The 13,700-nt window shown below is 61.5% G+C and carries 16 protein-coding genes; 13 read left to right on the forward strand and 3 right to left on the reverse strand.

Annotated features, from left to right (window positions below; translation table 11 throughout):
- Positions 1-294: 294 nt before the first annotated feature.
- Positions 295-1,584, reverse strand: a complete 1,290-nt coding sequence (locus IEW63_RS02640) for an OprD family outer membrane porin (RefSeq protein ID WP_188635033.1) — start codon at positions 1,582-1,584, stop codon at positions 295-297.
- 272 nt (positions 1,585-1,856) lie between these two features.
- Between IEW63_RS02640 and IEW63_RS02645 the strand changes: the two genes are divergently transcribed.
- The gene (locus IEW63_RS02645) at positions 1,857-2,288 is read left to right on the forward strand and encodes an HIT domain-containing protein (RefSeq protein WP_188635034.1); all 432 of its coding nucleotides are present in this window, start codon (positions 1,857-1,859) and stop codon (positions 2,286-2,288) included.
- On the forward strand, positions 2,285-2,500 hold the full coding sequence (locus IEW63_RS02650) for a SlyX family protein (protein ID WP_188635035.1): 216 nt from the start codon (positions 2,285-2,287) through the stop codon (positions 2,498-2,500). The genes IEW63_RS02645 and IEW63_RS02650 overlap by 4 nt, the downstream gene beginning before the upstream one ends.
- A gap of 4 nt (positions 2,501-2,504) precedes the next feature.
- Here the strand turns inward: IEW63_RS02650 and IEW63_RS14685 are convergent, their stop codons facing one another.
- On the reverse strand, positions 2,505-3,095 hold the full coding sequence (locus tag IEW63_RS14685; RefSeq protein WP_272872567.1) for a cold-shock protein: 591 nt from the start codon (positions 3,093-3,095) through the stop codon (positions 2,505-2,507).
- A 156-nt stretch (positions 3,096-3,251) separates the two neighbouring features.
- Complete coding sequence (locus IEW63_RS02660; protein WP_188635036.1) at positions 3,252-3,722, reverse strand: Dps family protein; 471 nt, start codon at positions 3,720-3,722, stop codon at positions 3,252-3,254.
- 232 nt (positions 3,723-3,954) lie between these two features.
- Here IEW63_RS02660 and aspS point away from each other — a divergent pair, with 232 nt between their 5' ends.
- The 11 genes from aspS to pal all read left to right on the forward strand — a co-directional run bounded on the left by aspS (position 3,955) and on the right by pal (position 13,652).
- A complete protein-coding gene (gene aspS, locus IEW63_RS02665) occupies positions 3,955-5,730 on the forward strand; it encodes an aspartate--tRNA ligase (protein ID WP_188635037.1) in 1,776 nt (591 codons plus the stop codon).
- Between the two features lie 262 nt (positions 5,731-5,992).
- Positions 5,993-6,739 carry a YebC/PmpR family DNA-binding transcriptional regulator gene (locus IEW63_RS02670; RefSeq protein WP_188635038.1) on the forward strand — a complete coding sequence of 249 codons (747 nt, stop codon included), beginning with the start codon at positions 5,993-5,995 and terminating at the stop codon, positions 6,737-6,739.
- Positions 6,740-6,815: 76 nt separating this feature from the next.
- On the forward strand, positions 6,816-7,343 hold the full coding sequence (gene ruvC / locus IEW63_RS02675) for a crossover junction endodeoxyribonuclease RuvC (RefSeq protein WP_188635039.1): 528 nt from the start codon (positions 6,816-6,818) through the stop codon (positions 7,341-7,343).
- Positions 7,344-7,358: 15 nt separating this feature from the next.
- Entirely contained in the window at positions 7,359-7,961 is a 603-nt protein-coding gene (gene ruvA, locus IEW63_RS02680) for a Holliday junction branch migration protein RuvA (RefSeq protein ID WP_188635040.1), read from the forward strand.
- A 47-nt stretch (positions 7,962-8,008) separates the two neighbouring features.
- Positions 8,009-9,049 (forward strand): Holliday junction branch migration DNA helicase RuvB, encoded by a 1,041-nt coding sequence (ruvB, locus tag IEW63_RS02685; RefSeq protein WP_188635041.1) that lies wholly within the window; start codon positions 8,009-8,011, stop codon positions 9,047-9,049.
- Positions 9,050-9,149: 100 nt separating this feature from the next.
- Entirely contained in the window at positions 9,150-9,617 is a 468-nt protein-coding gene (ybgC, locus tag IEW63_RS02690; RefSeq protein WP_188635042.1) for a tol-pal system-associated acyl-CoA thioesterase, read from the forward strand.
- 4 nt (positions 9,618-9,621) lie between these two features.
- Complete coding sequence (gene tolQ / locus IEW63_RS02695) at positions 9,622-10,296, forward strand: protein TolQ (RefSeq protein WP_188635541.1); 675 nt, start codon at positions 9,622-9,624, stop codon at positions 10,294-10,296.
- A gap of 2 nt (positions 10,297-10,298) precedes the next feature.
- Entirely contained in the window at positions 10,299-10,748 is a 450-nt protein-coding gene (tolR, locus tag IEW63_RS02700; RefSeq protein ID WP_188635043.1) for a protein TolR, read from the forward strand.
- Positions 10,745-11,800, forward strand: coding sequence for a cell envelope integrity protein TolA (tolA, locus tag IEW63_RS02705; protein WP_229710295.1), 1,056 nt, complete (start codon positions 10,745-10,747; stop codon positions 11,798-11,800). Before tolR ends, tolA begins: the two co-directional genes overlap by 4 nt.
- Before the next feature lie 8 nt (positions 11,801-11,808).
- Positions 11,809-13,098, forward strand: a complete 1,290-nt coding sequence (tolB, locus tag IEW63_RS02710) for a Tol-Pal system beta propeller repeat protein TolB (RefSeq protein WP_188635543.1) — start codon at positions 11,809-11,811, stop codon at positions 13,096-13,098.
- A gap of 44 nt (positions 13,099-13,142) precedes the next feature.
- On the forward strand, positions 13,143-13,652 hold the full coding sequence (gene pal / locus IEW63_RS02715; protein WP_188635044.1) for a peptidoglycan-associated lipoprotein Pal: 510 nt from the start codon (positions 13,143-13,145) through the stop codon (positions 13,650-13,652).
- Positions 13,653-13,700: the final 48 nt, after the last annotated feature.

The following is a 13,700-nucleotide window of genomic DNA, read 5'->3' on the forward strand; positions in this document are numbered from 1 at the left end:
TGCTGGGGCTCCCCCTCTCCCCAACCCTCTCCCGCGAGGGGAGAGGGGGCTGGTCCTGAGTGTTGGGTAATCGCTGAAGTTTTCTGAAGTCCTGGAATTGATTCAGCTCCCGCACAGGCTTGCCGCCAAGTCACCCTCTGTCCTTACGAGCAAAGGGATGAACTGGAAAAAGGCAGCCCTGAATTACCGAGATTACTGAGCAGTTTCAGATCCGGCACAAGCCTGCCCCACGTCACCCCTCTCCCCTTGCGGGAGAGGGGGAGAGGGGGTGGGTCGAACCTCCCGCTCCTTTGCTTAGAGCAGGTTCCAGGTATAGGAGGCGTACAGGCGGTTCTCGTCGATGTCCCCGCCATCAAGCGCTGCGTGCTGACGAACCGTGGAGTTGCGCCACAGCAGGTTCACCCCGCGCAGAGGGCCTGACTGCAGCGTGTAGCTGATGTCGGTGTCACGGGCCCAGCGGGTGTCACGGGGGGAGACGCTCTCGTCGATGTCACTGCCGCGCACGTAGCGGGTCATGAAGTTCAGACCGGGAATGCCCAGACCCTCGAAGTTGTAGTCATAGCGGGCCTGCCAGGAACGTTCGTCCCGGGCGTTGAAGTCGATCACCTGCACCGAGTTGGCCAGGTAGATCGCGTCGTCCGCATAGTCGAAGCCGGAATCCCCGCTCATGCGCTGGTAGGCAACCGTGAAGTCGTGGAAGCCTGCCCCCAGGGTAACCGCCAGCGACGCAGCGTCGTTGTCGAAGTCGTAACCGGTGGGGCTGTCGTCCGAGGTCTTGTAGTAGGACAGATCGGTGGTCAGGCTCAGGTCGTTGTTCAGCTCGGCGGTGTGGGTGATGCCGGCAAAATGGCGCTTCCAGAGGTCGTCCGCCTTCGAGGTATACAGCGAAGCACTCAGGGTGTCGGCGAAGTCGTAGGTGCCGCCCAGGTAGGTGACCTTGTCATGATCGATGGTGCCGTCCCGGAAGCCGTAGGGGTCTTCGTACTGATCGGGGTAGCCCATGTCACCGCGGTCGGTCATCCGGCCGGCTTCCAGCAGCAGGCCGTCAATCGAGGTGTTGGCGATGCTGTAGCCGTAGTAGTGGCTGGGCAGCAGCCGGGAGTCTTCATAGTTGACGATGGGGTTTTCCGGCAGGTGGTAGCCGAAACGCAGCTCGGTATGGCCGCCAACGTTGGCCTTGACCGCCCCGCGAATCTCGGAATAGTTGGAAGGCGACTTGCGGGTATACAGGATGCCGTCTTCTTCCCACTGGCCGCTGGGCAGCAGGCCGGTGCCGCCACGCCCACCGCCGCTATCGAGCTTGATGCCCGCCATTGCCAGCACATCCGCACCGAAACCGATCGGACCCTCGGTATAACCGGACTGGAAGTTCAGAACAAAACCGGTTGCCGTTTCTTCAGCCTTGCCATTGAAGGGACCCTGATCATTCCTGAAGTCCCGGTTGAAATAAGCGGTACGGTTACTCAGCGTAGCTGAAGCACCTTCCACGAAACCTTCACCCTGGGCAACTGCCTGGGTTGCAATCAGACCGTTGGCCATTGCAACTGCAAGCGCAACGGAACTCCATTTGATAGTGCTTTTCATTCGAGTGCTCCTTCCAGTGTAGAAACAGTGCCCAGTGTTGTTCCGAGCAGTTTTTTTTCATTGTTCATATCGCGTATGAGTAAAGCATCAAACTTCTGGTTGTGAAAGAAATCCCAGATCTATCAGCAGGTTCGCCTGGCGGCAGGCCCTTTCAAGCCAGCCGGTATATTGGGATAATTTGCTCCAGCATAGCGAAGTTGGCTGTTTCTTTATTGATATACATCATGCCATACCGGTCTTCACCCTCATTCACGGTTATAGCGGGGCGTTAAATGTTCGTACTTCATCCACAACTCGCCAGCGATGGCATCGAGGTTGGTCAGTTCAGATTAAGCAAACTTCTGCTGATCAATGACCGACAATATCCCTGGTTTGTTCTTGTGCCCCGACGGGAAGATGTTACAGAGATTTTCCAGCTCGACGAGGAAGACCGCATCCAGCTGCTGAGAGAGTCCTGCTGGCTGGCGGAGGCACTCAAGGACGCGTTTTCCGCTGACAAGATCAATATTGCCGCGCTGGGCAACATGGTCAGCCAGTTGCATGTGCACCACATCGTGCGTTACCGGGATGACGCCGCCTGGCCCGCGCCTGTGTGGGGCAGGTTGCCGGCACTACCCTATGACGACGAGCAGGTGGCACAATGTGTTGCCCGGTTGCAGACCGTGCTGACCGGACCTATCGACTATGCGGAGGGCTTCCGATGAGTGACGAGCTGACTGCGAGGCTGGATGAGCTGGAAACGCGACTGGCTTTCCAGGATGACACCATAGAGGCGTTGAACGAGGCGGTGAGTCGTCAGCAGCTGGAGCTGGAAAAGCTGCAACGGTCACTGGAGTTGCTGGCGCAGCGGCAGGCGGATCTGGCCGCCTCCCTGCCGGGGGGAGTGGAGGACGACCAGCCTCCACCCCATTACTGACAGATCAGTCCAGCGGCTGGACGTCTTCGGCCTGCAGGCCCTTTTCACGGCGGGCGACAACGAACTCGACCCGCTGACCTTCCATGAGCACACGGTGCCCGTCGCCACGGATGGCGCGGAAGTGCACGAACACATCCTCGCCCTGATCCCGGGAGATGAACCCGAAGCCCTTGCTGGTGTTGAACCACTTCACCGTGCCGGCCTCACGCGGGCCTTCGCTGGCAGCGCTGTGCTGGCGCCGGCGGGGCATGCTGGCGGTGAGGCTGAGAATGGCGAGCAGGCAGACACCCGCTACGCCCAGGCCCACAGCCCAGGGCAGCAGGCGGCCCATGTCCGCCAGCAATACGGCGAGAGAGAGCAGGGCGCCGATGATGATCAGTGCCGAACTGAGCAGCGTCAGGGCAAGGCGTGCTCCGGAGCGCTTGATACCGGGGGCGCTGAAGTGCTGGATATTGATCAGCCCCAGCAACGTTGTGCTGATGGCCGCTGCGAGGTTGGCGGGGCTGTCCGGGCTGGATAGCGGCGTGCTGGCGTAGAGACCGCACGCAAGCGCTGCCAGCCCCACGATCAGATGGAGATAACGGATGCTGTTCAAGATGATCTTCCTGTTGTGACTGACTATGTTGTGACTCGATTGAAGTCCGGCTGTACAAGTACCGTGGCCGGGAGCGCACTCTAACCTGAAAACAGACTGGTCACAAAGGGGAGCAGGGAAAGGATGGGGCAGGCGTGAACCCTGCCCCGGAATGATTTACTTCTCGAGCAGGCTGCGCAGCATCCAGGCTGTCTTCTCATGCTCCTGCATGCGCTGGGTCAGCAGGTCGGCACTGGGCTCGTCGCTGGCCTTCTCGCAGGCGGGGAAGGCTTCGCGAGCGGTGCGGGCGCAGGTCTCGTGGCCTTCGACCAGGCGGCGGATCATGTCCTCGGCGGCCGGAACGCCTTCCTCTTCCTTGATCGAACTGAGCTCGGCGAAGGCCTTGTAGGTGCCCGGTGCCGGGAAGCCGAGGGTGCGGATGCGCTCGGCGATGTCATCAACCGCGGTCGCCAGCTCGGTGTACTGACCTTCGAACATGGTATGCAGGGTCTGGAACATCGGGCCTTTCACGTTCCAGTGAAAATTATGGGTTTTCAGATACAGCGTATAGGTGTCGGCCAGCAGGTGGGCGAGCCCGTCTGCGATGGCTTCCCGGTCCTTCTGGCTAATACCGATATCAATCTTCATTTCAATCTCCAGGCTGCGACTCAAAGGTCCATCCAGTATATGCACTGGGCTGTGCCGCTCAAGCTCTGTTTGGTGATTACCCGGATTGGCTCCGGCTATGGGACAGGCCGGGGCGGACAAGACTCGCCTGGCGGGGGTGACTTCGGGTATATTGTTGCGCCTTTATCTATCCGTGCTGCCGAGCTCTCCGGATCGTGCGCAGCCGCTCTGTCGACAACAGGATTTCACACTCATGATGCGTACCCACTATTGCGGCCAGTTGAACGAAACGCTGGCAGACCAGGAAGTGACACTCTGCGGCTGGGTCCACCGCCGCCGCGACCATGGTGGGGTGATCTTCCTCGATATCCGCGATCGTGAGGGGCTGGCCCAGGTAGTGTTCGATCCCGACCGGGAAGAGACCTTTGCCCTGGCTGACCGGGTGCGCAGCGAGTACGTGGTCAAGGTGCGCGGCAAGGTGCGTCCGCGCCCTGCAGGGGCGGTCAACCCGAACATGGCCTCGGGTGCCATCGAGGTGCTGGGCTATGAGCTGGAAGTGCTGAACCAGGCCGAGACCCCGCCGTTCCCGCTGGATGAGTATTCCGATGTGGGCGAGGAAACCCGCCTGCGGTTCCGCTTCATCGACCTGCGTCGTCCGGAAATGGCCGCCAAGCTGAAGCTGCGCTCGCGGATCACCAGCAGCATCCGTCGCTACCTGGATGACAACGGCTTCCTGGATGTGGAAACCCCGATCCTGACCCGCGCCACCCCGGAGGGTGCCCGCGACTACCTGGTGCCCAGCCGCACCCATCCCGGCAGTTTCTTCGCCCTGCCGCAATCGCCCCAGCTGTTCAAGCAGCTGCTGATGGTGGCCGGCTTCGACCGTTACTACCAGATCGCCAAGTGCTTCCGCGACGAGGACCTGCGCGCCGACCGTCAACCGGAATTCACCCAGATCGACATCGAGACCAGCTTCCTCGAAGAGCAGGACATCATGGGCCTGACCGAGGGCATGATCCGCGGTCTGTTCAAGGAAGTGCTGGATGTGGATCTGGCCGACTTCCCGCACATGACCTTCGAGGAAGCCATGCGCCGTTACGGCTCGGACAAGCCGGACCTGCGCAACCCGCTGGAGCTGGTGGATGTGGCCGACCAGCTGACCGAGGTCGACTTCAAGGTATTCAGTGGCCCGGCCAGCGATCCGAAGGGTCGCGTGGCGGCGCTGCGCGTGCCCGGTGGTGCGTCGCTGGCGCGCAAGCAGATCGATGATTACACCAGGTACGTCGGCATCTATGGCGCCAAAGGCCTGGCCTATATCAAGGTCAACGAGCGCGCCAAGGGTGTTGAAGGTCTGCAGTCGCCGATCGTCAAGTTCATCCCCGAAGACAACCTCAATGTAATCCTGGACCGCGTGGGTGCGGTGGATGGGGATATCGTGTTCTTCGGCGCCGACAAGGCGAAGATCGTGTCCGAGGCGCTGGGTGCGCTGCGCATCAAGCTGGGCCATGACATGGATCTGCTGACCTGCGAGTGGGCGCCGCTGTGGGTAGTCGACTTCCCGATGTTCGAGGAAAACGACGACGGCAGCCTGAGCGCACTGCACCACCCGTTCACCGCGCCCAAGTGCAGCCCGGATGAGCTGAAGGCCAACCCGCAGGGCGCGCTGTCCCGTGCCTATGACATGGTGCTCAATGGTACCGAGCTGGGTGGTGGCTCCATCCGTATCCACCGCAAGGACATGCAGCAGGCGGTATTCGATATCCTCGGCATCAGCGCCGAGGAGCAGCAGGAGAAGTTCGGCTTCCTGCTGGATGCGCTGAAATACGGCGCACCGCCGCACGGTGGCCTGGCCTTCGGCCTGGACCGTCTGGTGATGCTGATGATCGGTGCCAGCTCGATCCGCGAAGTGATCGCCTTCCCGAAAACCCAGAGCGCCGCGGACGTCATGACCCAGGCGCCGGGTGCGGTGGATGCGAAGGCGCTGCGCGAGCTGAATATTCGTCTGCGCGAGCAGCCGAAGGTTGAGTGAGTAGCGGGGGCTGCTTCGCAGCCCTATCGCCGCGGGGTCGCGGCTCCTACGGAGAGAGGGAGGGGCGCGGCTCCTACGGAGAGAGGGGGGAGGGTCGCGGCTCCTGCGGAGAGAGGAGGAGGGTCGCGGCTCCTGCGGGAGCTCACCCGAAACTGCCCGGGCCGCCCCGGCTTTTGGAGCGCCGCCGGGACGCCGGACCGCCTCGGCGCGATGGGCGTGCAGCGCACGCCCGGCATGTCTTTGATGCAACTACGGAGGTTCAATGGCTGGTCATTCCAAATGGGCCAACATCAAGCACCGCAAGGCGGCGCAGGATGCCAAGCGTGGCAAGATCTTCACCAAGCTGATCCGCGAGTTGACGGTGGCTGCGAAGCTCGGCGGGCCCGAGCCGGCTGACAACCCGCGGCTGCGTTCGGCAGTGGACAAGGCGCTGACTGCCAACATGACCCGCGACACCATCGACCGCGCCATCGCCCGTGGTGCCGGCAGCAACGATGCCGACAACGTCGAGGAGCTGACCTATGAAGGTTACGGTGCCGGCGGCGTGGCGATTCTGGTCGAGGCGATGACCGACAACCGCAACCGCACTGTGGCCGAGGTGCGCCATGCCTTCAACAAGTGTGGCGGCAACCTGGGCACCGATGGTTCGGTTGCCTACCTGTTCACCCGTCGCGGCCAGATCAGTTACGCACCCGGCGCGGATGAAGAAGCGCTGCTGGAAGCGGCCCTTGAGGCAGGCGCCGAGGACGTGGTCACCAATGACGACGGCTCCATCGACGTGCTGACCGCCTTCGAGGATTTCGGTGCGGTCAAGGATGCACTGGACACCGCCGGTTTTGCCAGCGAGTCCGCCGAGGTCAGCATGATCCCCTCGACCACCACAGCGCTGGACCTGGACACCGCCCAGAAGGTCATCCAGCTGATCGACATGCTGGAAGACCTGGACGACGTGCAGAACGTCTACTCCAACGCCGACATCCCCGATGATGTACTGGCGCAGATGGAGTGAGTGGTATAGTCGCAGCACGCACTGAAAGGGAGGCGCGGCCTCCCTTTCGTCTATCAGGCACAGGACGATTGCACGCATGGCGCTGATTCTCGGCATAGATCCGGGTTCTCGAATCACCGGTTTCGGTATCGTCCGGGAAGGGCGCAATGGCTGCGAATACGTGACGTCCGGTTGCATCCGCTTGGGCAGCGGTCCCTTCCCCGATCGGCTGAAGCAGATCTTCGACGGCCTGGGTGAACTCATCGGCCAGTACCGGCCGCAGGTGCTCAGCATCGAGCAGGTGTTCATGGCACGCAATCCGGATTCGGCGCTCAAGCTGGGTCAGGCCCGGGGCGCAGCCATTGTCGCCGCGGTGTATGCGGGGCTGGAAGTGCATGAGTACAGCGCCCGCCAGGTCAAGCAGGCGGTCGTCGGCACCGGCGCCGCTGACAAGGCTCAGGTCCAGCATATGGTCACCCAGCTGCTGGGGCTGTCCGGCACGCCCCAGGCCGACGCGGCCGACGCCCTGGCGATTGCCCTGTGCCATTCCCATTCGATAGGCCTGAAGGAACAGATCGGCGGTGGCCTGATCGCTCTGCGCAGTGGCCGCATGCGTCGGCGCTGATTAAGGAGAAAGTCAATGATAGGCAGGCTCACAGGCATGCTGCTGGAAAAGCAGCCACCGCAGATTCTGCTGGACATAAATGGCGTGGGCTACGAAGTTGAGGCGCCGATGAGCACCTTCTACAAGTTGCCCTCGCTGGGCGAGAAGGTCACGCTGCATACCCACCTGGTGGTGCGTGAGGACGCACAGCTGCTGTATGGTTTCGCCGAGAAACGCGATCGGCTGCTGTTTCGCGAATTGATCAAGCTCAATGGTGTGGGGCCCAAGCTGGCGTTGTCGCTGATGTCGGGGCTGGAAGTGGATGAGCTTATCGCTGCGGTGCAGGCTCAGGACACCAGTGCCCTGACCCGGGTTCCGGGCGTCGGCAAGAAGACCGCCGAGCGTCTGCTGGTGGAGCTCAAGGGCAAGTTCACTGCCTGGGAGGCAACCCCCGGAGCCGCTCCGCTATCCGGTGCCGCTGCCGCCGCCCCGGCTGCCTCGCATACAGCGGATGCGGTCAGCGCATTGATTGCGCTGGGCTACAAGCCCCAGGAAGCAAGCCGTGCGGTGAATGCCATCAAGGAAGAGGGGCTCAGCAGTGAAGAGCTGATCCGCCGTGCCTTGAAGGGCATGGGCTGATAATCTGGCGACCGCAGCCTGTTCATTCCATCTAACCGGAACGCCCCATGCTGGAAGAAGACCGTTTGATTGCTGCCGGGCCCCGGCAGCAGGAAGAGATGATCGACCGGGCCATCCGCCCCTACCGGCTGGCCGACTATATCGGTCAGCCCACCGTGCGCGAGCAGATGGAGTTGTTCATGTCGGCCGCCCGCGGCCGCAGCGAGGCGCTGGATCATGTGCTGATCTTCGGCCCCCCGGGACTGGGCAAGACCACGCTGGCCAATATCATTGCCCAGGAGATGGGCGTGAAGATCAAGAGTACCTCCGGCCCGGTGCTGGAGCGCGCCGGTGACCTGGCCGCCATGCTGACCAGTCTGGAAGCCGGGGATGTGCTCTTTGTCGACGAGATTCACCGCCTGTCTCCGGTGGTCGAGGAAATCCTCTACCCGGCGATGGAAGATTACCAACTCGACATCATGATCGGTGAAGGGCCCGCGGCGCGCTCGATCAAGCTCGACCTGCCGCCGTTCACCCTGGTCGGTGCCACCACCAGGGCGGGGATGCTGACCAACCCGCTGCGTGACCGCTTCGGTATCGTCCAGCGTCTGGAGTTCTACAGCAATGATGATCTGGCCACGATCGTGTCCCGCTCCGCGGGCATTCTGGGGTTGAAGATCCACCCCGAGGGTGCCTTCGAGATTGCCCGGCGTTCACGCGGCACGCCGCGTATTGCCAACCGGCTGCTGCGTCGCGTGCGCGACTTTGCCGAGGTGCGCGGCTCCGGCAGTATCACCCGCGAGATTGCCGACCGGGCGCTGGGCCTGCTGGACGTGGACGCCCAGGGCTTCGATCACATGGACCGCCGACTGCTGCTGACCATGATCGACAAGTTCGACGGGGGGCCGGTGGGCATCGACAGTCTGGCCGCCGCGATCAGCGAGGAGCGCCATACAATCGAGGATGTGCTTGAGCCCTATCTGATCCAGCAGGGCTTCATCATGCGCACGCCGAGGGGGCGGGTCGTGACCCGTCATGCCTACCTGCATTTCGGGCTGAATCTGCCGGCAGCCATGGAGCAGCGGGCGGGTGACCTGTTCGATCAGTAGCAATCAATAGAGCGTATCGTGAGTATGGGCGCTGATATAAAAATATATTCGTTCAAGGAGGCTGGGCCAGCTATGCAAGAACCCCGCTTGGCTCTACATTATGCGCGCTGAAACATCCGCCCTGCCGTTCGAGCACAGGGCCCGCGTCTATTTCGAGGATACCGACGCCGGCGGTATTGTTTACTACGTCAACTACCTGAAATACATGGAGCGTGCCCGCACCGAGCTGGTGCGCGCTCTGGGGTTTGATCAGAGCGTACTGCAACGGGAAAATGTCATTTTTGTCGTCCATTCGGTCAATGCCCGCTACCATGCGCCGGCACAGCTGGACGATGAACTTGTCGTAACTGCTGATGTCTTGGAACTCAAGCGTGCCAGCATCCGCTTCGGTCAACAGGTGCGACGTGCGGATGGCAGGTTGTTGTGCGAGGGGGAGGCTCTGGTGGCCTGCGTAAGCGCCGACGGTTACAAACCCAGAATCATACCGCTGGCTCTGAGCGCTGCCTTCAAGGCAATGCAGGAGAACCAGACAAAGCAGGATCAAGGAGAGGTAGAGAGTGCAAGCTGATCAAATGTCGATGTGGCACCTGATAAGCAGCGCCAGTGTACTGGTGCAGTTGGTCATGCTCACGCTGGTGGCGGCGTCCGTGATCTCGTGGGTGCTGATATTCCAGCGCAGCTCGGTGACCCGGGCGGCGAAGGCCAGCCTGGATGACTTCGAGGATCGTTTCTGGTCCGGTATCGACCTGTCCAAGCTCTACCGCCAGGTAACCGGCAACCCGAACCCGGACTCGGGGCTGGAGCAGGTCTTCCGTGCCGGTTTCAAGGAGTTCTCGCGCATGCGTCAGCAGCCGGGGGTGGAACCCGAGGCGGTCATGGACGCGGTTCAGCGCGCCATGCGCGTGGCCATCTCCCGCGAGGAGGAGAAGCTCGACCAGCACCTGCCGTTCCTGGCTACCGTGGGGTCCACCAGCCCCTATATCGGGCTGTTCGGTACCGTGTGGGGCATCATGAACTCGTTCCGCGGGCTGGCAACGGCGCAACAGGCGACCCTGGCGACGGTAGCCCCCGGTATTGCCGAGGCGCTGATCGCCACCGCGATCGGCCTGTTTGCGGCGATTCCGGCGGTGGTGGCCTATAACCGTTTCTCCGCCCGTTCGGAGATGCTGATCAGCCGCTACTACACCTTTGCCGATGAGTTCTCCAGCATCCTGCATCGCCGCGTTCACACCAACGAAGGGGAGTGAGGATGTACACCCATCAGGGGCGCCGTCAGAAACGCAAACCCGTCGCCGAGATGAACGTCGTTCCCTATATCGACGTGATGCTGGTGCTGCTGGTGATCTTCATGGTGACCGCGCCGATGCTCAACCAGGGTGTGAAGGTGGACCTGCCGCAGGTGGCCAGCGAGGTCCTGCCTTCGGATTCCAACCAGCAGGTACTGACCCTGTCGGTACTGGCCGACGGAACCTACTACTGGAATCTTGGCGAGACGGTGGACACCGAGACCCAGGGCGACACCGCGGTGTCCCTGGAAGAAATGACTGACGGCGTGGCCAAGATCATGCGCGCCCGACCGGATACCCTGGTCTATATACGCGGTGATACCGCGGTCAATTACGGGGTGGTGGTAAGCGCGATGGCGGCACTGCAGCAATCCGGCGTACCCAATGTGGGTCTGATTACCGAGGCACCGTGAGCAACAAGCGCATCAAGGACAAGGACTCTGGCAGCGAACGCCTCACCGCATCGGTGATAAAGGCGGTCGGCCTGCACCTGCTGGTGGTGATATTGCTGTTCGTATCCTTCAGCACCGCGCCGACCTTCGAGCCTGCCAAGCCGATCGTCCAGGCGACCCTAGTGCAGCTGAATTCGAAGAGTCCGGCCACTACCCAGACCGAGCAGCGTATCGCCGGCGAAGCCGAGCGCACAGCCGCGCAGCGGCATGAGGCCGAGGAGCTGGAGCGCCAGCAGCAGGAGCAGCAGAAGGCGCAGGAAGCGGCCCGCGCCGCCGAGCAGCAACGTCAGGCGGAAGCCGCTGCGCGTGCTGCCGAGCAGAAGGCGGCGGAGCAGAAGGCAGCAGAACAGAAAGCCGCAGAGGAACGTCGGCAGGCTGAGCAGGTCGAAAAGCAGAAGGCCGAGGAGGCCAGGCGCGCCGAGGCCGCCAGGAAGCTGGCTGCAGAAGAGGCAGCGAAGAAGAAGGCAGCCGAGGAGGAAGCCAGGCGCAAGGCGGCCGAGGAGGCCAAGCGCAAGGAAGAGCAGGCCCGGAAGCAGCGCGCCGCAGAAGAGGCCAAACGCAAGGCGGAAGCCGAAGCCAGGGCCGAGGCCGAACGTGTGGCCAGGCTCAAGCGCGAACAGGAGGAGGCGCGGGCCAGGGCGCTGGCGGACCTGCTTGCCGAGGAGACCCAGTATCAGCGGGCCCAGGCCGATCAGTTCGGCGACGAGGTCGCGGCCAGTTATGACGATGTCATCCGCCGTTATGTCAGCTCGCAATGGCGCCGTCCGCCCACCGCCCGTAACGGCATGGTCGTGGAGGTGCGCATCAGCATGCTGCCATCCGGAGACATAACCGATGCGGTGGTGGTGCGTTCCAGTGGCGATCCGGGTTTCGACCAGTCAGCCATTCAGGCGGTGCGCAATGTGGGACGGATTCCGGAGATGCAGCAATTGTCGCGGGAGAACCCGGCGGCCTTCGACCGTTTGTACAGACAGCGTAACTTGCGCTTCAAACCAGAGGACTTGGACTTTTGATGAAATCAATGAGGTATTGGCTGACATGCGCCGCCATGCTGCTGATGGCACAGGTCGCACTGGCTCAGGACGCAATCGAGATTACCCGTGGCACCGACCGCGCCACCCCGATCGCAGTGGTACCGTTCGGCTGGCAGGGCGGCAGCCCGCTGCCCGAGGATCTGGCACAGATCACCGCGAACAATCTGCGCAACAGTGGCATGTTCGCCCCCTTCGCCCGGGAAAACATGCTCAGTTATCCGACCCGTGCCGAGGAAATATTCCCCCGGGACTGGAAGATGCTGGGCGTCGAATATGTGATTGCCGGTCAGATCAGCAGTACCGGTTCGGGGTATTCCCTGCAGTATCATCTGTACAGTGTTCCCCGCGAACAGGTATTGATGTCCCGTACCGTCAGCGGCAGTGAAAGCCAGCTGCGCGATATGGCGCATAAACTCAGTGATGAAGTATTCGAACATATAACGGGCATCAAGGGTGCCTTCAGCACCAAGTTGCTGTACGTGGCAGCGGAGCGCTTCTCTGCCGATAATATCCGCTATACTCTGCAGCGTTCCGATTACGACGGTGCGCGGGCGGTTACCCTGTTGCAATCACGCGAGCCGATACTGACGCCGTCATTTGCACCGGACGGGCAGAGGATCGCCTATGTATCCTTTGAATCGCGGCGCCCGGAGATCTATGTTCATTACATCCAGACGGGCAGGCGTGAACGCATTACCAGTTTCGAGGGGCTCAATGGCGCGCCGGCCTGGTCGCCTGACGGCAAGCGGTTGGCATTCGTGCTGTCGCGTGACGGCAACCCGGAAATATACGTCATGGATCTGGACAGCAAGCAGATGCGCCGGGTGACCAATCATTACGGGATTGATACCGAGCCGAGCTGGCTCGATAACAATACGCTGGTATTCACTTCCGACAGAGGTGGACGCCCGCAGATATATAAACAGAGTCTGAATAGCGGCACCACAGAGCGTCTTACTTTTGTGGGCAACTATAATGCCAATGCCAAAGTGTCAGTTGACGGGCGCACCATGGTCATGGTGCACCGGCAGGACGGCTACAGGAATTTCCATATCGCAACTCAGGATCTGGAAAGAGGCAATCTGAAAGTATTAACAGAAACGTCGTTGGATGAGTCACCTACTGTCGCACCCAACGGCACTATGTTAATTTACGCTACCCGTCAACAGGGACGGGGTGTACTTATGCTGGTTTCGACCAATGGTCGTGCACGGTCGGAAATTCCGACGAAGTTCACAGACCTGCGCGTACCATCATGGTCCCCATACCTGCCATAGGGTATACCAATACTGAACCACTTGGGGTTTATCAGGAGTCTATGATGGAAGTTATCAAGTTCGGCAAAATGGCAGCTCTGGTTGTCGCTTTCGGCGTTGTGGTTGGTTGTTCCTCCAAAGGCGGTGACGCGGCAGGTACTGGCGCAGTGGATCCGAACGCGGGCTACGGCAGCAGCACCACCACTTCCGGCGCTGAAACCAGCGGTGCCAGCAGTGAAGAAGCTGCTCTGCGCGCAATCACCACCTTCTACTTCGAGTTCGACAGCTCCGAGCTGAAGCCCGAAGCGATGCGCGCGCTGGACGTTCATGCCAAGGACCTGAAAGCCCAGGGCAACCGTGTTGCGCTGGAAGGTCACACCGACGAGCGTGGCACCCGCGAATACAACATGGCGCTGGGTGAGCGTCGTGCGGCTGCCGTTCAGCGTTACCTGGTTCTGCAGGGCGTATCCCCGGCGCAACTGGAGCTGATCTCCTATGGTGAAGAGAAGCCGGCCGTTACCGGTTCCAGCGAAGAAGCCTGGGCTCAGAACCGTCGCGTCGAACTGCGCAAGTAAGAGGTCATATGAAAGGGTATCAGGGATGGGCACTGGGGTGCCTGTTAT

The sequence above is a fragment of the Halopseudomonas pertucinogena genome, assembly GCF_014646575.1.
Classification (GTDB): Bacteria; Pseudomonadota; Gammaproteobacteria; order Pseudomonadales; family Pseudomonadaceae; genus Halopseudomonas; species Halopseudomonas pertucinogena.